Here is a 19049-nt window from a genome sequence, read left to right as displayed (position 1 = left end):
GCACCGACACCCGAACAACCCGGCCATCGAGCCGGGTTTTTTGTTTCCCGGTGGATAGCGAACCCCCTCCACCGCAACCCCTTCCGGGCCTCGAGCCCCCTCCATCAAAGGCGGATTCTGGAGGGGGTTTATAGAAGTGGAGGGTGTGTGGAGGGGGTAACATAATCCGGATTAAGCAATTGATTTTAAATGATTATCGTCTGGTGGAGGAGGTGGAGGGGGTTCTTTGCTGAAAAGTGCCGGAAGCGGGTTTTACCGGCCTATATACGGCGAAATGCAGGGAGCTTCCGGCTACTCTTGGAAAATGCGTTTTAACCCCCTCCACGCCCTCCGCGGATCGATGGGGTGGTTTTTGATGATCGGAGCGGATACCTGCTGCCACGCCTCGTGCCGGTTCCACTGTGGACTTTAGAGAAAACTTATACGAGAGTGCATTTCGGGCTTATCCGAAATTCGAGGTTGCAATGAGACAGCTGTGGATTCCTGTGCTGACAGGCACGGCAATTTGCGCCGCCGCGAGCGTCGCCCATGCCGGCAATCCGTCATATCGCTGCGAACCGCAAACGGTTCAGGACGACGCGGTGGCCGTCGTTTATTCGGATGTGGATGTCAGCAGTTTTTCCGACCCCGACAAACATACCTGCGTCTTCGCCATCGGTGCGCGCCCGCGTTCCGGCGGCGCTTCCGAGGCGCTCCCGCCCATCCCTGAAATACTCCAGCAACTGCGCAACGGCGATGTGAGTGAAATCATCGTCCGCCTCACACTCGCCCGCGCGGCCGTCCAGCCCGACATCAGCGAGATTTCCGGGCAGCTCAAGGAGGCACTTGCGGATTCTGCCGCCGACATTGGAAATTGCCTTACCGCGTTGTCGCTATTTGCCAGCCCCGACGCGCCGAAGCCCAAAGTCATCATAGGAAGAGATCCGAATTATCCCAACGGTCGGGAGTTTGTTTATCTTTCGATCAAGGACAAGGAACTGGAAGTGACCTGCAGCGTCTCACCAGCCGGAAGCGAAGGGCGGGTCAACTCCGATTCACCTACGATGCGGCTCCAGGTGCGTTCGAGCGGGGGCACTAACGATAGCTGGTTTGTCCCCCGTGGTGCGATCCCTCCGCAATAAGGCCGGGAACAATGTGGGCGACGGTGCAAAGATATCTCAAGGAAATCATTTTTGGCTTGATCGTCGCAGCGATAACCGGTGCTCTGGCATGGGGCTTTTGGGAGCTGTATGACCGGTTCACAGACCGCCCCCTGACAGCCAGTATCAGCGACGAGACATCAACAGCGCCTTTTTATGAAATACAGATAAAGCCCGCGCTCCAGAGTATCTGCGCGCGACCGAGCTGGGAGGCGTGGATCGGAAAGACCATCTTCGACCAGCATTGTGTCCGGCTGGTCTTTGAGCCGCCGGCGCTTGAAGACATGATTACCCGCCGCGTCCCCTTCCAGGAAACGGCCGAACCGGACCAGCTTCTAGAATTGTTCGTACGACACCACCGGGGATGCCTTTCATTGCGGCGCGAGGCCGACACGATCTTTGTGGAAGAGCCCGCCGACGCGCAGATCATCCGCGAGGGCGACCGCCTGATATGCCCCAAATAACTATCAGAATAGAATTCCGTCGTCTGCTTCGTCATCCACGCGGCGGTGTCCCTCGTCTTCCTCGCCGCAAAATCACTGAGCGCGCAGCTAAATCTCCTGGGCGTCTTTCAATTTGTCTGGCACTCTTTTCTTGATGTGCGCGAGATATGGTCTTCGTCTGTTTGTCGTGTAGATCGCCGCCCACATGACGCCGGTCTGGATGTCACCTGTCACATCGCTGCGATCATGGGCAATACCGGTCCATTGCTCTCCGACTTTCAGGACATGCGGAATTGTCGGCGGATAACCTTCAGGCTGCGGATGCGGAACGATGAAGGACTTGCTCGCTCTGTCACCCCAACGTCGCCAGAAATTGGGATACTCCAGCAGGCAGAAGTGGGTGATTGTGGTCGGCGCATCACCGTTATTGACCACGTTGACAAGAAGAAGACCCTCCTTCTCGATGCCCCCAAGGCCGACCATCGTCATATTGGCGTTCGCTCGCACGTGGATTTTAGGTCCACTTTCAAACCAGCGGCGCACTTCGAGCGAGAGCGCACCAGTGGCGACGATTGCAGCATATATGGCAATCCAGTCGGCAGCGTTCATGGTGTGTGCTCTTACCAAAGGCCACTTTGATCACGTCTCGGCTGCCGGACGGGTGTGCTGCCAAATTGGTAAAGGTGATCGCGATTGACCTGACAGGTTTTATAGTCTCCGCTACCCTGAATGAATACAATCAGACGATCTTTTGCAAGGCACGCGGGGCAAATGTAGTGCTCCGGTTGTCCATCGGCTGCGGCGGCTCGCAGCTTGTAAACCAGATTTCCGTGAGGAGTGGTAAAAAGCTCGTACCGCCCCTTTTCTTTCTCGAACTGATCTTCATTGCGCAGCTCGTTGCTGAGCTGCTTCAACGCCTCGCTGAGCTGGACGTTCATGACATTTGCTGTCGTCAATTCACTAGCGAGCGCGTTGACCAGCTTCATCGCCTCGCCGCTGTCCGGCGCTGCCTTCTCCGAAGAAAACAAGTTCTTGATCGCGTCCGCCGTGGATGCGGCCTTGCTCGTCACACCTACCGCGGTGGACGCCAAGCCGAGCACTGTCTCAACGATCGTCAGGTCCATGCGATGGAATCCTTCAATGGTGACAACCTCGACTTGAAACTACCGCTCGACCATCGGCATCAACAAGCATGCGCCGGCGGGTATCCCCAGACTTTCATAAGGGCATGCTAACTCCTTCTGTTCATCAGCATAACGAAACGATCGATAAGGTGCTGCAGCTCAAGCACGGCTAGGTCGGCGGCATGATCAAGCGATCCGAATACGCCGGCAGGAGCGAGAAGAGAGGCGCCCAGCGCAGCTTTGCTCAACGGGCGCAAATTGATTTTCGTCGAGAAAAAATGGTGCCGCTTACGTGACTTCGAACACGTGACCCCATCATTACGAATGATGTGCTCTACCGACTGAGCTAAAGCGGCAATCCGGCGGGCGAAGCATGCGGCCCGCGATTTGCATGGGGCTGATACAGCCATTATCAGGAGATTTCAAGCACCCACTTATGTCTTTGGCAAAAAAGCTGAAGCCTGTGGAAAGGCTCGCACTTCACAGCGCCAGCCGGGTGCGGGCGGCTCGATATTCCGCTTCCAGCCGGTCGACCAGCTTTGCCACCGGTTCCACGGCCTTGATCGCACCGATGCCCTGGCCGCTGCCCCAGATGTCCTTCCAGGCCTTTGCGCCGCCCGTCGCCTGTTCGAAATCCATCTTCGAGGGATCGGCTTCAGGCAGATCGTCAGGGTCGAGGCCTGCCGCGCGAATGGAGGGCTTCAGGTAGTTGCCATGCACGCCGGTGAAATAGTTCGAGTAGACGATATCGGCGGCGGCACCCTCGACGATCGCCTGCTTGTAGGCATCGGAGGCGCGCGCCTCTTCGGTCGCGATGAAGGGAGTGCCGATATAGGCCATGTCGGCGCCCATCGCCTGGGCGGCCAGAATGGCGCCGCCGGTCGCAATCGAGCCGGCAAGCAGAAGCGGGCCGTCGAACCAACAGCGGATCTCCTGCACCAGTGCGAAGGGAGAAAGTGTGCCCGCATGTCCGCCCGCACCCGCCGCAACGGCGATCAGTCCGTCGGCACCCTTACGGATTGCCGAATTGGCATGGCGGTTGTTGATGACGTCGTGGAGCACGATACCGCCGTAGGAATGCACCGCCGCATTTACTTCCGGCACGGCGCCGAGCGAGGAAATGACGACAGGCACCTTGTATTTCACGCAGAGCATCAGATCGTGCTCCAGCCGCTTGTTCGACATATGGACGATCTGGTTGACCGCGAAGGGGGCTGCCGGCCGCTCCGGATGCCTGGCATTATGGGCGGCGAGATCTTCGGTGATCATGGCCAGCCACTCGTCGAGTTGGCTTTCCGGCCGCGCGTTCAAGGCGGGAAATGCGCCGATCACGCCGGCCTTGCATTGCGCCAGTGTCAGCGCCGGATGGGAGACGATGAAAAGCGGCGAGCCGATGACCGGCAGTCTCAAATTATCCCTAAGGATCGGGGGCAGGGTCATGCTTTCACCGCTTTTTGACGTTTACGAAAACGTCAATTGATTAGCAGAGCCATCGCCCGAGGAAAAGAGCGACCAAGGAAAAGAGTGTGGTCTTCTTCTTGCTGCCTTTTCCGTAATCCTGTCCATTTTCACTATATCTAATGGAGAATTCGGAACGCCCGGCGGCTGCTTATCCCCCGCCGATGCGCTCCGGAAGGGCTGCAAGGCTTGCGGTTTGCCGCACTTGCCGCTACCGAATTTTGACAGGCATTCAATCTTTTGGTGTTGATGCCGGCACGAAACGTGAAGGGCCCGATGTGAGCGGACTAGAAACGGCTATCAGAACTGCGCTGGATAATTCCGACCGCGACAGTGCGGAAGTTCGTGCACGCATCTATCAGTCCGCGCGTCAGGCGCTGGAAGCCGGCCTGCGCAAGCAGGATATCACCGATGCCGAAGTGGTGGCCCATCACCGCCACCGCCTCGAAACCACGATCCACACCATCGAGAACGAAGAGCGCGCCCGCCTTCACCCGCGGCAGGGGCCTCCGGAAGTTCCGGTTCCGCCCGTTGTGGAGATCCCGGAGCCCGCCCATCACGTGGAAGAGCCCGCCTATCGCGCGGAAGAACCGATCTATCGCGAGGGCGAGGATGACCATCTGGCCGTTACAGGCGAAACGCGCGCCTACAACGCCACTTCCCGGCGCACGGACGATGCAAGCCTGGATGATGTTCACGCCAGCAGCGCCGATCAGCTGGGGGCGGCACCTGATGGAGAGATGCGCGGAGAGACACGCGCGACGCCGGAGAAGCGCGGCGGCATGGATTTTCGCCCCGAACGGGCCGCTGTTCGCCGCAAGCCGCGCAAGTTCTTCTCGCGCCTGCTCGTCTGGTGCGTGCTGCTCGCCTTCATCGGCACGGGTGCCTGGTGGGTCTATAGTTCCGGCCTGCTGATGACGGCGGCTGAGCGCGATACCAGCGTCGCCAATCCGCCCGCCAGCACGCAGCCGGAAGATTTCGACGGCGAGGAGAGTGCCGGCAACAGCGCCCCCTCGGATGGCGACCAGCCGGTCGCGATCGACCCGCAAAACAGCTTCTCGGCAGACTGGATCGAGGTCTTCAAGCCCGCCGATGCCGACAAGATCGAGAGCGGCCCGCGTGCCCGCACCGAAAATGTCACGGAAACCGAAGGCCCGGCCGTCCGCCTGACCTCCCAGAGCGGCAATACGGATGGCAATGTTTCCATCACCATTCCGGCCAATGTCCTGCAGCAACTCGCCGGCAAGTCCTCGACCATCGCGCTGACCCTGCAGTCGACCACGGACGAGCCTACGCAGATCACCGTTGAGTGCGATTTCCAGTCGCTCGGCAATTGCGCCCGCCATCGTTTCAACGTCACGCGTGAAAAATCGGACGCGCTGCTGCAGGTGCGCTTCGACCGCTCCCTGGCACCGAATTCTCCGGGCCGGCTGATGATCAACAGCGATGTCGACGGCAAGGCCCGTGGCATCAATCTCTTTGCCGTGCGGATACTGCCGGGCCAGTAAGCGGCGCGATTACCTCAGGAAGTCTATTTCAGGAAGCCGGGACCCGAGCCGATGATCTTATCATCAAGCGCACCGATCGCGTCCTTGTCCTTGCCGTCATAGTCGATGGTTTTCAGCATGTGGCGAATGAGGTTGAGCCTCGCCCGGTGTTTGTCATTGGCGTGGATCACGGTCCAGGGCGCAAACTCCGTGTGGGTTTCCTTCAGCATGCGGTCGCGCTTCTCGCTGTAGTCGTCCCATTTGGTCAATGCGGCTATATCCATCGAGGAGAGCTTCCAGACAGCGAGCGGATCGTGCCGCCGGTCATGGAACCGCTTGATCTGCATTTCCCGGCCGATATCCAGATAGAACTTGAAGAAGAATATGCCTTCGTGGGCAATGACCTTTTCCACCTGCGGCGCCTGATTGAGAAAGTCCTCGTATTGTTTCGGCGTGCAGAAGCCCATGACCGGCTCCACGCCGGCGCGATTGTACCAGGAACGGTCGAAGAGCACGAATTCGCCCGATGTCGGAAACTGCGCGATATAGCGCTGGAAGTACCATTGACCCTGTTCCCGCTCCGTAGGCTTGGCGAGCGCCACCACGCGGGCAAGGCGCGGGTTCATGTGCGCCGAGGATGCCTGGATCGCGCCGCCCTTGCCGGCCGCGTCGCGCCCTTCGAAGAGCGCCATCACCCGCTTGCCCGTTGCCTGCAGCCAGAACTGCACCTTCACGAGCTCGGCCTGCAGCTTCCTGAGCTCGTCGAGATATTCGTCGTCCTTCAGCTTCTTCTTGTAGGGGTAGTCGCCGGATTCCAGCGCATGCTCATCCGCCCAGTCGGGCAGCACGGGATCATCGATATCGAAGACGCGTCTCTTGCCCCTGATCTCCAGCTCCACAACTCTGCTTTCGACGTCTTCGGCCATCGTCTCCTCCTGCGCTTGATGATTTCATTTTTCAGCAGGCGAACATATTTATCATTGAAAATCAAATCCTCTGCGTAAGCAAAGCGCAATTCGGTGACGCGCGCTGCGGCTTTTCGCGCAAGTTTCTCAAATGGAAAACTTCTGTCATGAAACGCGGCTATCAGGCAGAGTTTGAATATAAAGAAAAACGAATCGATGCCGTGAGGGGCAGTTTGGAAGACGAGATGCCGTGGACAAAAAGCCTGTTGGCGCGCATCCGGCGCGAGCGCCCGGTTTTGCTGGCGACGCTGCTGAGCGCGCTTGTCGCGCTTGCCGCAGGCATGAACAAATGGATCGTGCTCGCCCTGCTGCTGGTGATGATCTTCACCTCGCTCTTCAACGAGGCGCCGGTCATCAGACCCGATGTCGCCGAGCCGATCGAACCCGAGCCTGAAGTGCTCCCAAGCCGCCTGCCGGAAGTCTCCGCCACGCTGGCCGGCCTCGATATCCCGGTCATGGTGCTCTCGGAAGATGCCTCTGTACTGTTTCAGAACCGCGCGGCCGAAAAGGCCTTCGGCGAGGTGGCGCTCGGCTCCCATATATCGGCGCGGCTGCGCTCTCCCGGCGTCTTGGACATGGTGCGCGAAACCATCGCCACCAACGCCCCGAACCAGATCGAACATTCCGAACGGCTGCCTTCGGAGCGCGTCTATATCGTTCGCAGCGCTCCTGTCGAATTCAAGGACGACGACGGCCGCAACGAGCGCTATTATATCCTCTCCTTCCGGGATATTTCCGAAATACGCCGCATCGATCGCATGCGCTCGGATTTCGTCGCCAATGCCAGCCATGAGCTGCGCACGCCGCTTGCCTCGCTGCGCGGCTTCATCGAGACGATCCAGGGTCCGGCTAAGAACGATCCGAAGGCGCAGGCACGTTTCCTCGGCATCATGTTCGACCAGACGACGCGTATGAGCAGGCTCGTCGACGACCTTCTGTCTCTTTCCAGGCTTGAGCTCAAGTCGCATATCGCCCCCGATGAGAAAGTGGATCTCGTGCCGCTTCTCGGCCACGTCAGGGATTCGCTCGTGCCGCTTGCGAAGGATGTCGGCGTCTCGATCAACCTGCACCTGCCCGACGGCAAGGTCGAAGTGCTGGGAGACCGCGACGAGCTCGTTCAGGTCTTCGAGAACCTGATGGAAAATGCCTGCAAATACGGCCAGGAAGGCGAAGTCGTCGATGTCTGGCTGAAGAATGGATCGGGCCAGCCGGTTGAAGTCAGCGTCGTCGACAGGGGGCCAGGCATTCCGGCCGAACATGTACCGCGCTTGACGGAGCGCTTCTATCGCGTCAGCATCGAAGACAGCCGTTCCAAGAAGGGCACGGGGCTCGGGCTTGCCATCGTCAAGCATATTCTGACGCGCCACCGTGCACGGCTGATCGTAAAATCAGAGGTGGGCAAGGGAACGGAGTTTACCGTGCGCTTCTGACGCAACATGTCGCACGCAATTTTTCGACGTCATATTTTTGCATTTAAAATCAAGAATTTATCTTGTCATAAATGTTTCATCGATCTGACATAAAAGGACGGTGCTTAAGGCGCTAAGAGAGTCCTGCCGATGAAAAAAGGCAATGCGAGGGCCTCTTTGAGGCCGCACTCACACAAGCCCAAATGCCGGGAGATTCAAATGAACACCTTTAAACTTACTGTTGCCGCGCTTGCTGCAACCGCCGCTTTCGCTGGCGTTGCAGTTGCTCGCGACCAGATTCAGGTTGCTGGTTCGTCCACCGTCCTGCCGTACGCAAAGATCGTCGCCGAGTCCTTCGGCGAAACCTTCACCAACTTCAAGACGCCGGTCGTCGAATCCGGCGGCACGGGCGCTGGTCTGAAGGAATTCTGCAAGGGCGTCGGTGAAGACACGATCGACGTTGCCAACGCCTCGCGTCCGATCAACAAGAATGAAGCGGAAGCCTGCAAGGCAGCCGGCGTAACGGACATCCAGGAAGTCAAGATCGGTTATGACGGCATCGTCTTCGCAACCGACTCTTCCAACCCGGACGTTGCCTACGTTCCGGCCGACATCTACAAGGCCCTCGCTGCCCAGGTTGTCGTTGACGGCAAGCTCGTCGCCAACCCCTACAAGAAGTGGTCTGAAGTCAACCCGAAGCTTCCGGCTGTTGATATCGCCGCCTATATCCCGGGCGAAAAGCACGGCACGCGCGAAGTCTTCGAACAGAACGTTCTCGCCGCCGGCTGCAAGGCTTCCGGCGCTCAGGAAGTCATCGCCAAGGAAATCGCCGACAAGGCTGCCCAGGGCAAGGCTTGCGTCGCGGTTCGCAAGGACGGCGCTGCTGTCGACATCGACGGCGACTATCCGGAAACGCTGGCACGCATCGCTGCCAACAAGACCGGCGTTGGCGTATTCGGTCTCTCCTTCTACGAAAACAACGCTGACAAGCTCAAGGTTGCGACCATGAGCGGCATCGTTCCGTCGACGGAAACCATCGCTAACGGCACCTACCCGGTTTCCCGTCCGCTGTTCTTCTATGTCAAGAAGGCACATCTGGGCGCCGTTCCGGGCCTGAAGGAATATGTCAACTTCTTCGTATCCGACCAGATGATCGGCCCTGACAGCCCGCTCGTCGAATACGGTCTCGTTGCTGCTCCGGATGCAGAGCGCGAAGCGATCCGTAAGGCCGTAGAGGCCGGCAAGACCATGTAGTGACTTTGCCGGCGCGACGCTCGGGGGCGTCGCGCCGGCATCACCTTATCCGCCCGGCTCCATTGGGGTGCCGGGCGGATGAACTTCTTCTCCATGATATTGAAGCCGATGGCACGCTCCTGGAGCTGCCTGGCTCTTTGGGGGCTGTGGGCCTGGGGACGTAACGAATGAGCACATCCATCATACTCTTGTGCCTGGTAGTGATCGGCGCCGTTGCCTATGTGGCTGCGCGCAGCCGCGCGATGGCGCTTTCCGGAGGCAGGTCTTCTGCCCTGCATTCGCGGCCGGCCTATTATGGCTCCTATGCCGCGATCTGGGCTGTTCTGCCTTCCCTGATCGTTCTGTTTGCCTGGCTGGCTATCAGCCCGGGCATCATCTCTTCCTCCGTTCGCGGCGCCTTTCCTGATGACGTGAAGGCGCAACCGGCCGTCCAGCAGGACCTCGCCTACAGCATGGTCGCCACGGTTGCCCGCGGCATGAACCTGCTGACCTCGGATGAGGTTTCCTCCTTGTCGAGCAATCCTGCGGGTCTGCAGGCAAAGCTCAGCGAGAAGGGCGTACCGCTCGCCGGCGAGCCGCAGCCCTACATGATCGCTGCCGCAAAGACCCTGAACTCGGAGAGCATGACGAGCCGCGTCATCATGACGGCGATCGTGCTGCTCATATCTGTCGCAGGTGCTTTCTATGCGCTGCGCTCCGTTGCTCCGCGCTTCCGTGCCCGCAACCGTGTCGAGCGCGTTATGCTCTGGGCGCTGCTCGTTGCATCCTCCATCGCCATTCTGACGACGATCGGCATCGTGCTCTCGATGCTGACAGAAGCGAGCCGCTTCTTCGCAGCCGTTCCCTTCGTCGACTTCTTCTTCGGAACGGTCTGGGATCCGCGTTTTGCCGGTGCGGGCAGCTCCTCCTTCGGCCAGTTCGGGCTCATCCCACTCCTGCTCGGCACGCTCTATATCGGCCTGGTCGCCATGCTGGTCGCCGTGCCGGTCGGCCTCTTTGCCGCCATCTACATGGCCGAGTATGCTTCTTCGAGAGTGCGCTCGATCGCCAAGCCGCTTCTCGAAGTGCTCGCCGGCATTCCGACGATCGTCTATGGCTTCTTTGCACTCGTCACCGTCGGGCCGTTCCTGCGTGATTTCTCGGCGCAGATCAGCGGTCTTTTGAGCGGCAGCTATACGAACTTCATCCAGGCACAGAGCGTCATCACCGCAGGCATCGTCATGGGCATCATGTTGATCCCTTACGTTTCCTCGCTGTCGGACGATATCATCACCGCAGTTCCGCGGGCACTGCGTGACGGCTCGCTCGGTCTCGGCGCCACACGCTCCGAAACCATCAAGAAGGTGGTCTTGCCCGCAGCCCTTCCCGGTATCGTCGGCGCGCTGCTGATGACCGCTTCGCGCGCCATCGGCGAAACCATGATCGTGGTTCTGGCCGCCGGTGTCGCCGCCCGTATCCAGATCAATCCCTTTGAGCCGATGACGACAGTGACCGTCAAGATCGTCAACCAGCTGACCGGCGACCTTGAGTTCACCTCGCCGCAGACGCTGGTTGCCTTCGCACTTGGCATCACGCTGTTCTGCATCACGCTTTGCCTCAACATCTACGCGCTCTACATCGTGCGCAAATATCGGGAGCAGTACGAATGACGAATATTGTTTCCCCCGTCGCCGGCGTCACCGTTTCCAAGGCGCCCGCGCGTCGCGATATCGGCATCAAGCGTCGCTACGCTGCCGAGCGCCGGTTCCAGGCCTATGGCATCGCAGCCATAGCATTCGGCCTCGTCTTCCTCTTCATTCTGCTTTGGACGGTCATCAGCAACGGCTATACGGCCTTCCTGCAGACGTCGATCACGCTGCCGATCGAATTCACCGAGAAGACGATCGACCCGGACAACAAGCGTGCGACCGACCCTTCGGTGCTGGTCGCTGCCAACTATCCGGTTCTGCTGCGCGACGCGATCGTCAAGCAGCTCGGCATCAATGCCGCAAGCCGTCCTGACGTGCGCGATGCGTCCAGCATGCTGTCCAAGGGTGCGCCCATTCAGCTGCGCGACATGGTCGTTGCCGACCCGTCGATCATTGGCAAGACCGTCAATGTTACAGTGCTTGCAGATGCCAATATCGACAGCGCCAACAAAGGCCAGATCAATCTTTCGGTCGATGAGAAGAACCGCAAGGTCAACGACAAGCAGGTTGCCTGGATGAATGAGCTGAAGGCGAGCGGTGCTCTCAACAAGACGTTCAACACCGGCCTCTTCGTCAACGGCAATTCCAGCCGTCCGGAAGCCGCAGGTCTCGGCGTCGCCCTCATCGGCTCGCTTTACCTGATGCTGATCGTTCTCGTGCTTTCGCTGCCGATCGGCGTCGCCGCCTCGATTTACCTTGAGGAATTCGCGCCGAAGAACAAGCTGACGGACCTGATCGAGGTCAATATCAACAACCTCGCCGCCGTTCCGTCGATCGTCTACGGTCTGCTCGGCCTGTCGGTCTTCATCAACTTCGCCGGCCTGCCGCGTTCGGCGCCGCTGGTCGGTGGTCTGGTGCTGACGCTGATGACGCTGCCGACGATCATCATCGCGACGCGTGCAGCACTCCGTGCCGTGCCGCCGTCGATCCGCGCGGCTGCCCTCGGCCTCGGCGCCTCGAAGATGCAGATGGTGTTTCACCACGTGCTGCCGCTTGCAATGCCCGGCATCCTGACCGGCACGATCATCGGCCTTGCCCACGCACTCGGCGAAACTGCGCCGCTGCTGCTGATCGGCATGGTCGCCTTCGTCGCCCAGGCGCCGAGCAGTCCACTCGATCCCTCCACGGCACTTCCGGTTCAGGTCTACATGTGGGCCAACGAAGCCGAGCGCGCATTCGTGGAAAGAACCTCGGGTGCCATTATCGTCCTGCTCCTGTTCCTGATCGTCATGAACATGGGAGCTATCCTCTTGCGTCGTCGCTTTGAGCGCCGCTGGTAAACGGAGTAGAGATCATGAACATGTTGACGGAAGCTGCAGTCGAGAAGGCGCTGGACCAGAAAATGAGCAACGTCCCGTATAAGATGATCGGACAGGATGTCTCCGTTTATTACGGCGAGAAGCGCGCGCTTTTCGATGTCAATCTGAACGTCCGCGAAAACACCGTGACCGCCCTGATCGGCCCGTCGGGCTGCGGCAAGTCCACCTTCCTGCGGTCGCTGAACCGCATGAACGATACGATCGATGGCTGCCGCGTCACCGGCAAGATCACGCTCGACAGCGACGATATCTACGATCCCGACATCGACGTGGTCGAACTTCGCGCCCGCGTCGGCATGGTGTTCCAGAAGCCGAATCCGTTCCCGAAGACGATCTATGAAAACGTCTCCTACGGACCGCGCATCCATGGCCTTGCCAAGTCCAAGGCCGACCTCGACCAGATCGTCGAGACGAGCCTGCAGCGCGCCGGCCTCTGGAATGAGGTCAAGGATCGCGTGCATGAATCCGGCACCGGCCTGTCCGGTGGTCAGCAGCAGCGTCTGTGCATCGCACGCGCCGTTGCCGTCAGCCCGGAAGTCATCCTGATGGACGAGCCCTGCTCGGCGCTCGACCCGATCGCGACTGCAAAGGTCGAAGAGCTGATCCATGAGCTGCGTGAAAACTACACGATCGTCATCGTGACGCATTCCATGCAGCAGGCCGCGCGCGTATCACAGCGTACGGCAATGTTCCACCTCGGCAACCTGGTCGAGGAAAACGACACCGACAAGATGTTCACCAATCCCGACGATCCGCGCACCCAGGACTATATCATGGGCCGGTTCGGCTGATTTTGGCGATGTGAAGCCTTCCCGATTTTCGAGGACAAAGCCCCATGGCATCGACACATATTTTTTCCGCTTACGATGACGATCTGAAATTCCTGTCCCGGCGCATTTCCGAGATGGGTGGTCTTGCCGAACAGATGGTCGGCGAGGCCGTCCGTGCGCTGGTCAACGGCGACACTGCGCTCGCCCAGAAGGTCATTTCCGACGACGTGATCCTTGATCACGCGGAACGCGAAATCAACGACAAGGCGATCGTCACGATCGCCCGTCGCCAGCCGATGGCCTCCGACCTTCGCGAGATCATGGGTTCGATCCGCATCGCTGCCGACCTCGAGCGTGTCGGCGACCTCGGCAAGAACACCGCAAAGCGCGTCATCGCCGTCCAAAGCACCGGCGTTCCGCGCAAGCTCGCCCGCGGTCTCGAGCATCTCTCCGAACTGGCGCTCGTCCAGCTCAAGGAAGTGCTCGACGTCTATACGACGCGTTCTGCGGACAAGGCCAAGTCCATCCGCGAGCGCGACGACGAGATCGACGCGATGTACACCTCGCTGTTCCGCGAACTCCTCACCTACATGATGGAAGATCCGCGCAACATCACGAGCTGCACGCATCTTCTCTTCTGCGCCAAGAACATCGAGCGTATCGGTGACCATGCGACCAACATCGCCGAGACGATCTACTACATGGCAACCGGCGCCCAGCCGGAAGGTGAGCGTCCGAAGGACGACAGCTCCAATACCGTCGGTGCGGTGACGGAGTAATCCGGACCTGCCAATTGCGTGCGCGCCCTGCGCTGGGGCGCGCAAAGGTCGCAGCCAATTCCAAGTTTCTGCATGGTCCCTTGCTTAAATCACCCCCGGTTTAAGGATCATGCATTAGGAGACTGACACGCATGATCCCAAGAGTTGCAGTTGTTGAAGATGAAGAGGCGCTGAGCGTGCTTCTCCGCTACAACCTCGAGGCTGAAGGTTTCGAGGTGGATACGATCCTCCGTGGCGACGAGGCCGAAATCCGGCTTCAGGAGCGCACGCCGGACCTGCTCATCCTTGACTGGATGCTGCCGGGCGTTTCCGGCATCGAGCTCTGCCGCCGGCTGCGCATGCGGCCGGAGACCGAGCGTCTGCCGATCATCATGCTGACGGCACGCGGCGAAGAGAGCGAACGCGTTCGCGGTCTCTCGACCGGCGCGGACGACTATGTCGTCAAGCCCTTCTCCACGCCGGAACTTGTTGCTCGCGTCAAGGCGATGCTGCGTCGCGCCCGTCCGGAGGTTCTCTCCACCGTTCTGAAGTGTGGTGATATCGAGCTCGATCGCGAAACCCATCGCGTTCATCGCAAGAGCCGCGAAGTCCGCCTCGGCCCGACCGAATTCCGCTTGCTCGAATTCCTGATGTCGTCGCCGGGCAGGGTCTTCTCCCGCTCGCAGCTTCTGGATGGCGTCTGGGGCCACGATATCTACGTGGACGAACGTACCGTCGACGTCCATGTCGGCCGCCTGCGCAAGGCGCTGAACTTCTCCAACATGCAGGATGTCATCCGCACCGTCCGCGGCGCGGGATATTCCATGGAAGCCTGATCCGAGTGATCGGAGGTCACGAACGGGTCGCTCGGTTTCGCCGGGCGGCCCGCTTGTCTATCTGACACCCCTAGCTTCTTATGAAAGCCGACACCAGGCGCCGAAAGCGGACCTCGAGAGAACCTGCTTTCTACAGACGAATGCGTGCGAGAACTCGATCAAGAGCCTTTTGCAGAGCCGCAGTGCCACCGAAATCGCGAAAGTCTTCGAGCACCTGTTCATTCAATCCGCCCTTGGTCGAATGCTCGCCGATGAGTTCATCAAAACTCGCGACAGGTTTCGAACGGGCAGCATGGGCGAGGCCGGAAAACAATTGACGGAGGTAGGCGTCGCCAGCCGTTCTCGAAAGCCCTTGGCTCTGCAGCCAGGTCGACGTCTCGTCCAGGATGCCGAAATAGGTGGCCATCAGGCAGCTCGCCACCGCGAGAAGTTCGAACTCAGGTCTGTTTTCAACCTGGATCGCCGTTCCGAGCGCCGAAAAGAGGGCGTGGGAAACCTCGTCGGGCGGGTAGATCGCAGTCGCGCCCTGAAGATCTGCGATGTACGGAAGTGGAATTGCCAGGCTCAGGCGAACTGGCTGATCGATCCACGCCAGCAGTTGATCCATTGGCGTGGCCGCGACGAAGCTGATGACATGGTGGCCCGGCCGAAATCGGAGCGAGCGGATGACCTCCTCGGCAATTTGCGGCCTCACGGCCACAAATACGAGATCGGATCGGTCGAGAACATCCTGGTTCCCCAAAGCGATCGACACATTCCGGTTTGCCGCCGCAAGGCGGGCGGCGACGCTTGCGTTGCGCGGTGACAGCACTACCGGTGTGTCGCGAAACGCTGTCTTGCCCAATCCGGTGACGACGGCCTCGGTAATCGTGCCCGTCCCGACGAACCCCATTGTCATCCGCTTTGGATCGATCTCCATTGGCACCCCTGAGTGACTGTTTGCGCTATGCTACTCCACGGGAATACGGCATCTGTATCAGAAAATCGCGTTACAGCGCCAGGACCACCATTCTATGCCAGTTTAGGGCTGAAACGCATTGGTGGCGTTGGCCACATAACTTCGCATTGTCAGGCATGGTGAACGACCGGCGGAGATCGGCCTCCGGCAGATAGTCGTGGTCAGGAGCGGTTTTCCAGCCCTCCTGTGCCGACTAAAAAATACGCCCCTCTGCGCGTCAGCGAAGAGGGGCGGCGGATGCTGCATCTGTTGAGAAGGCGCGGTCAGGCGACCCGGACAGCCTTGCGGCGTTCGCTGACCGGCTGGTAGGCGAGGCGCTGGTGATAGTTGCAATAGGGTGAGGAATCCGGGGAGTCGCAGCCGCAGAAGTAGAAGTCGTCCTTCAGCGGATCGCCGACCGGCCACTTGCAGGTGCGCTCCGTCAGTTCCGTCAGGCCAAGGCGGCGTGAAATCGGCACGACCACATTCTTGGCCGGCACGTATTCCATTTCCTCGACCGTTTCGATCTCGATCTCTTCCTTCAGCATCGTTGCGCCCTGCTGGCGGGTAACGGTGCGGGTGGTGATGCGAGACGCATAGTTCGGGGCGCGTGGAGCCGACGTATTGCGCTTCGTTGCGCGCGCAGCGGTTGCCGTGCCGCCGGCCTTGGCGCGGCCGGGAAGACTGAGCCGGTGAACCTTGCCGATAACAGCGTTTCTACTCACTCCGCCAAGCTGCGCAGCGATCTGGCTGGCGCTCAGCCCCTCTGACCAAAGCTTCTTGAGCTTCTCGACACGCTCGTCTGTCCAGTTCATTGCCCTGTCTCCACCTTTCGCGTTGGTGATGGCAGAATCCCTCACCGTTGCCTCGGAAGTCTCCGAAGCAAGAAACGCCTGATCAATTTTGGTGACTAGTTCCGCCGCATGCAGTCTAGTAATTGAACTTTAACCTAGTGTGAGCCTGACTCTGTGACAAGAGTTCGCGTGAATCCGATGAATCCGAATTCAGGGTTTTCCCCAACTTGCTTCCCCGGAGAGTCATTTCTGCAACATTAGCTGTTGATAGACCTGCAAGTCTGATTTGAGGCTTGACGCATGTGCTAAATCTTCAGTTTTGTTGACATTGCAGTGCGAAAAGTAAATAGTGCTCCCTGCCGCCGCAAGGCGGCATTTTTGATTTTTCGGGCCTGGTTTTCTTAGCCGGAGTCCGTTGCCTTAGAGCCTGACCAGGAGATTGCGCCATGGCTGAAGCCTCGCCGCTTTATGATACCTATTCTCGTGCCCCGCTGCGGTTCGAGCGAGGCGAAGGCGTGTGGCTGATCACCGAAACGGGCGAGCGATATCTGGATTTCGGAGCGGGCGTTGCCGTTACCTCCGTGGGGCATGGCAATCCGCACGTTGTGGCCGCTCTCAAGGATCAGGCCGACAAGGTCTGGCATCTCTCCAATATTTATGAAGTGCCGGGGCAGGAGAAGCTTGCCAAGCGTCTGACGGATGCCACTTTCGCCGACAAGGTGTTCTTCACCAATTCAGGCGCCGAGGCTCTCGAGTGCGCCATCAAGACTGCGCGCCGCTATCAGTTCTCCAAGGGGCATCCGGAGCGCTTCCACATCATCACCTTCGATGGCGCCTTCCACGGCCGTACGCTGGCGACCATCGCCGCCGGCGGCCAGGAGAAATATCTCGAAGGTTTCGGCCCGAAGACCCCTGGTTTCGATCAGGTGCCCTTTGGCGATGTCGAGGCTGTCCGTGCCGCTATTACCGACAAGACCGCCGGCATCCTCATCGAGCCGGTGCAGGGCGAGGGCGGTGTCCGCCCGGCAACGTCCGAATTCATGAAAGCGCTCCGCCAGCTGTGCGATGAGCATGGCCTGCTGCTGATCCTCGACGAGGTGCAGACCGGCGTGGGCCGTACCGGCAAGCTCTTCGCTCATGAATGGTCGGGTATAACGCCCGACATCATGGCGGTTGCCAAGGGCATCGGCGGCGGTTTTCCGCTCGGCGCCTGCCTTGCGACGGAAGAGGCCGCTTCCGGCATGAAGGCGGGCACGCATGGTTCCACCTATGGCGGCAACCCGCTGGCCATGGCTGTCGGTAACGCGGTGCTCGATGTCATCCTGGCCGAGGGCTTCCTGCAGCATGTGCGTGATGTCACTCTCGTCTTCCGCCAGGGCCTTGCATCGCTCAAGGATCGCTATCCCGACGTGATCGAAGATATCAGGGGCGAAGGGCTGTTGCTCGGCGTCAAGGCTGCCATTCCCTCGGCAGAGCTGCTGAAGGAAATCCGCGCAGCCCATCTTCTGGCGATCCCGGCAGGCGATAATGTCATCCGCCTGCTGCCGCCGCTGGTCGTAACCGCCGAGGAGGCGCGCGAGGGTCTTTCCCGTCTCGAACGCGCTGCCGAAAACATCCGTGCCGCCAAGGTCAAGAAGACCGCTTGATAGGACAATGCCCCGCCCGCCGGCGGGCGTAGCAGGTAACGAACAATGGCTTCCCCCAAACACTTCCTCGATCTTTCCGCCGTCACCGGATCCGACCTCAGAACCATCATGGACGATGCCAAGCTGCGAAAGCAGGCTTTCAAGGCCGGCACGGCCGACAAGCCGCTCGCCGGCAAGATGCTCGCCATGATCTTCGAGAAGCCGTCCACGCGAACCCGCGTCTCCTTCGATGTCGGCATGCGCCAGCTCGGCGGCGAGACCTTGTTCTTATCGGGCACTGAAATGCAGCTCGGCCGCGCCGAAACGATCGGCGACACCGCCAAGGTTCTGTCGCGCTATGTCGACGCGATCATGATCCGCACGACCGACCACAACCGTATGCTGGAGCTCGCTGAGCATGCGACCGTGCCGGTCATCAACGCGCTGACGGATGATACCCATCCCTGCCAAATCATGGCCGATATCATGACCTTTGAAGAGCATCGCGGCCCAATCAAGGGCAAGACGATCGCCTGGACGGGTGACGGCAACAACGTGCTGCATTCCCTGGTGGAGGGGGCTGCCCGTTTCGGCTACCGCATGAACATGGCAGTACCCCTTGGTTCCGAGCCGAAGGATCACTATCTGAACTGGGCCCGCAATGAGGGCGCCGAAATCATGCTTTACCATGATGCTGACCGTGCGGTCGCCGGCGTCGATTGCGTGGTGACCGATACCTGGGTCTCCATGAATCAGGAACATCGGGCTCGCGGTCACAATGTCTTCCAGCCTTATCAGGTCAATGCGCATTTGATGGCGCAGGCCGGCAAAGACGCATTGTTCATGCACTGCCTCCCCGCTCACCGCGGTGAGGAGGTGACGGACGAAGTGATCGATGGCCCGCAATCCGTGGTCTTCGATGAAGCGGAAAACCGTCTTCATGCGCAGAAGTCGATTCTTGCTTGGTGCCTGGGCGCGATCTGAACCATAATCGGATGTCGCGAGTTCCAAACTCGCGGCTGCGCAAGCAGCCGGTGCGCTGG

At 59.7% G+C, this 19049-nt stretch carries 18 protein-coding genes and 1 tRNA gene; 12 read left to right on the top strand and 7 right to left on the bottom strand.

What is annotated here, in order from left to right; translation table 11 throughout:
- Nucleotides 1-464: 464 nt before the first annotated feature.
- The gene (locus ACR9ZQ_RS23330; RefSeq protein WP_481428884.1) at nt 465-1121 is read left to right on the top strand and encodes a hypothetical protein; all 657 of its coding nucleotides are present in this window, start codon (nt 465-467) and stop codon (nt 1119-1121) included.
- 11 nt (nt 1122-1132) lie between these two features.
- Nucleotides 1133-1603 carry a hypothetical protein gene (locus ACR9ZQ_RS23325; RefSeq protein WP_481428883.1) on the top strand — a complete coding sequence of 157 codons (471 nt, stop codon included), beginning with the start codon at nt 1133-1135 and terminating at the stop codon, nt 1601-1603.
- An 87-nt stretch (nt 1604-1690) separates the two neighbouring features.
- Here the strand turns inward: ACR9ZQ_RS23325 and ACR9ZQ_RS23320 are convergent, their stop codons facing one another.
- The 4 genes from ACR9ZQ_RS23320 to ACR9ZQ_RS23305 all read right to left on the bottom strand — a co-directional run bounded on the left by ACR9ZQ_RS23320 (nt 1691) and on the right by ACR9ZQ_RS23305 (nt 4146).
- The gene (locus tag ACR9ZQ_RS23320) at nt 1691-2191 is read right to left on the bottom strand and encodes a hypothetical protein (protein WP_481428882.1); all 501 of its coding nucleotides are present in this window, start codon (nt 2189-2191) and stop codon (nt 1691-1693) included.
- An 11-nt stretch (nt 2192-2202) separates the two neighbouring features.
- Nucleotides 2203-2706, bottom strand: a complete 504-nt coding sequence (locus tag ACR9ZQ_RS23315) for a hypothetical protein (RefSeq protein WP_481428881.1) — start codon at nt 2704-2706, stop codon at nt 2203-2205.
- Nucleotides 2707-2985: 279 nt separating this feature from the next.
- Nucleotides 2986-3062, bottom strand: a tRNA-Thr gene (locus ACR9ZQ_RS23310).
- A 124-nt stretch (nt 3063-3186) separates the two neighbouring features.
- Complete coding sequence (locus tag ACR9ZQ_RS23305; RefSeq protein WP_481428880.1) at nt 3187-4146, bottom strand: NAD(P)H-dependent flavin oxidoreductase; 960 nt, start codon at nt 4144-4146, stop codon at nt 3187-3189.
- Between the two features lie 296 nt (nt 4147-4442).
- Between ACR9ZQ_RS23305 and ACR9ZQ_RS23300 the strand changes: the two genes are divergently transcribed.
- Nucleotides 4443-5672 (top strand): hypothetical protein, encoded by a 1230-nt coding sequence (locus tag ACR9ZQ_RS23300; RefSeq protein WP_481428879.1) that lies wholly within the window; start codon nt 4443-4445, stop codon nt 5670-5672.
- A 23-nt stretch (nt 5673-5695) separates the two neighbouring features.
- On the opposite strand, the gene ppk2 is transcribed toward ACR9ZQ_RS23300, so the two are convergent.
- Nucleotides 5696-6577 (bottom strand): polyphosphate kinase 2, encoded by an 882-nt coding sequence (gene ppk2 / locus ACR9ZQ_RS23295; protein WP_481428878.1) that lies wholly within the window; start codon nt 6575-6577, stop codon nt 5696-5698.
- 245 nt (nt 6578-6822) lie between these two features.
- On the opposite strand from ppk2, the gene phoR reads away from it, so the two are divergent.
- The 7 genes from phoR to phoB all read left to right on the top strand — a co-directional run bounded on the left by phoR (nt 6823) and on the right by phoB (nt 14650).
- Nucleotides 6823-8046, top strand: coding sequence for a phosphate regulon sensor histidine kinase PhoR (gene phoR, locus ACR9ZQ_RS23290; RefSeq protein ID WP_481429352.1), 1224 nt, complete (start codon nt 6823-6825; stop codon nt 8044-8046).
- A 198-nt stretch (nt 8047-8244) separates the two neighbouring features.
- Entirely contained in the window at nt 8245-9279 is a 1035-nt protein-coding gene (locus ACR9ZQ_RS23285) for a substrate-binding domain-containing protein (RefSeq protein WP_310379033.1), read from the top strand.
- A gap of 167 nt (nt 9280-9446) precedes the next feature.
- Nucleotides 9447-10928, top strand: a complete 1482-nt coding sequence (pstC, locus tag ACR9ZQ_RS23280) for a phosphate ABC transporter permease subunit PstC (protein WP_481428877.1) — start codon at nt 9447-9449, stop codon at nt 10926-10928.
- A complete protein-coding gene (pstA, locus tag ACR9ZQ_RS23275; protein WP_481428876.1) occupies nt 10925-12247 on the top strand; it encodes a phosphate ABC transporter permease PstA in 1323 nt (440 codons plus the stop codon). The genes pstC and pstA overlap by 4 nt, the downstream gene beginning before the upstream one ends.
- Before the next feature lie 14 nt (nt 12248-12261).
- Nucleotides 12262-13077 (top strand): phosphate ABC transporter ATP-binding protein PstB, encoded by an 816-nt coding sequence (pstB, locus tag ACR9ZQ_RS23270; RefSeq protein ID WP_037101137.1) that lies wholly within the window; start codon nt 12262-12264, stop codon nt 13075-13077.
- A gap of 44 nt (nt 13078-13121) precedes the next feature.
- Entirely contained in the window at nt 13122-13835 is a 714-nt protein-coding gene (gene phoU / locus ACR9ZQ_RS23265) for a phosphate signaling complex protein PhoU (RefSeq protein WP_007821274.1), read from the top strand.
- A 131-nt stretch (nt 13836-13966) separates the two neighbouring features.
- Entirely contained in the window at nt 13967-14650 is a 684-nt protein-coding gene (phoB, locus tag ACR9ZQ_RS23260) for a phosphate regulon transcriptional regulator PhoB (RefSeq protein WP_003570612.1), read from the top strand.
- Between the two features lie 130 nt (nt 14651-14780).
- On the opposite strand, the gene ACR9ZQ_RS23255 is transcribed toward phoB, so the two are convergent.
- Nucleotides 14781-15569 (bottom strand): pyrroline-5-carboxylate reductase, encoded by a 789-nt coding sequence (locus tag ACR9ZQ_RS23255; RefSeq protein ID WP_481428875.1) that lies wholly within the window; start codon nt 15567-15569, stop codon nt 14781-14783.
- A 302-nt stretch (nt 15570-15871) separates the two neighbouring features.
- The gene (locus ACR9ZQ_RS23250) at nt 15872-16402 is read right to left on the bottom strand and encodes a GcrA family cell cycle regulator (protein ID WP_439014021.1); all 531 of its coding nucleotides are present in this window, start codon (nt 16400-16402) and stop codon (nt 15872-15874) included.
- A 425-nt stretch (nt 16403-16827) separates the two neighbouring features.
- Between ACR9ZQ_RS23250 and ACR9ZQ_RS23245 the strand changes: the two genes are divergently transcribed.
- Together ACR9ZQ_RS23245 and argF are read left to right on the top strand one after the other, a co-directional pair.
- The gene (locus ACR9ZQ_RS23245; protein ID WP_481428874.1) at nt 16828-18027 is read left to right on the top strand and encodes an acetylornithine transaminase; all 1200 of its coding nucleotides are present in this window, start codon (nt 16828-16830) and stop codon (nt 18025-18027) included.
- Between the two features lie 45 nt (nt 18028-18072).
- Nucleotides 18073-18990 carry an ornithine carbamoyltransferase gene (argF, locus tag ACR9ZQ_RS23240; protein WP_007821265.1) on the top strand — a complete coding sequence of 306 codons (918 nt, stop codon included), beginning with the start codon at nt 18073-18075 and terminating at the stop codon, nt 18988-18990.
- Nucleotides 18991-19049 lie beyond the last annotated feature (59 nt).

It is taken from the genome of Rhizobium sp. KNZ14-9A (assembly GCF_056755015.1).
This window is presented reverse-complemented; position numbering and strand designations above follow the sequence as displayed.

Excerpts from the sequence above, each read along its gene's own strand:
- ACR9ZQ_RS23330 (WP_481428884.1), top strand. The coding sequence starts at position 465 with ATGAGACAGCTGTGGATTCCTGTGCTGACAGGCACGGCAATTTGCGCC.
- ACR9ZQ_RS23325 (WP_481428883.1), top strand. The coding sequence starts at position 1,133 with ATGTGGGCGACGGTGCAAAGATATCTCAAGGAAATCATTTTTGGCTTG.
- ACR9ZQ_RS23320 (WP_481428882.1), bottom strand. The coding sequence starts at position 2,191 with ATGAACGCTGCCGACTGGATTGCCATATATGCTGCAATCGTCGCCACT.
- ACR9ZQ_RS23315 (WP_481428881.1), bottom strand. The coding sequence starts at position 2,706 with ATGGACCTGACGATCGTTGAGACAGTGCTCGGCTTGGCGTCCACCGCG.
- ACR9ZQ_RS23305 (WP_481428880.1), bottom strand. The coding sequence starts at position 4,146 with ATGACCCTGCCCCCGATCCTTAGGGATAATTTGAGACTGCCGGTCATC.
- ppk2 (WP_481428878.1), bottom strand. The coding sequence starts at position 6,577 with ATGGCCGAAGACGTCGAAAGCAGAGTTGTGGAGCTGGAGATCAGGGGC.
- ACR9ZQ_RS23285 (WP_310379033.1), top strand. The coding sequence starts at position 8,245 with ATGAACACCTTTAAACTTACTGTTGCCGCGCTTGCTGCAACCGCCGCT.
- pstC (WP_481428877.1), top strand. The coding sequence starts at position 9,447 with ATGAGCACATCCATCATACTCTTGTGCCTGGTAGTGATCGGCGCCGTT.
- pstA (WP_481428876.1), top strand. The coding sequence starts at position 10,925 with ATGACGAATATTGTTTCCCCCGTCGCCGGCGTCACCGTTTCCAAGGCG.
- pstB (WP_037101137.1), top strand. The coding sequence starts at position 12,262 with ATGAACATGTTGACGGAAGCTGCAGTCGAGAAGGCGCTGGACCAGAAA.
- phoU (WP_007821274.1), top strand. The coding sequence starts at position 13,122 with ATGGCATCGACACATATTTTTTCCGCTTACGATGACGATCTGAAATTC.
- phoB (WP_003570612.1), top strand. The coding sequence starts at position 13,967 with ATGATCCCAAGAGTTGCAGTTGTTGAAGATGAAGAGGCGCTGAGCGTG.
- ACR9ZQ_RS23255 (WP_481428875.1), bottom strand. The coding sequence starts at position 15,569 with ATGGAGATCGATCCAAAGCGGATGACAATGGGGTTCGTCGGGACGGGC.
- ACR9ZQ_RS23250 (WP_439014021.1), bottom strand. The coding sequence starts at position 16,402 with ATGAACTGGACAGACGAGCGTGTCGAGAAGCTCAAGAAGCTTTGGTCA.
- ACR9ZQ_RS23245 (WP_481428874.1), top strand. The coding sequence starts at position 16,828 with ATGGCTGAAGCCTCGCCGCTTTATGATACCTATTCTCGTGCCCCGCTG.
- argF (WP_007821265.1), top strand. The coding sequence starts at position 18,073 with ATGGCTTCCCCCAAACACTTCCTCGATCTTTCCGCCGTCACCGGATCC.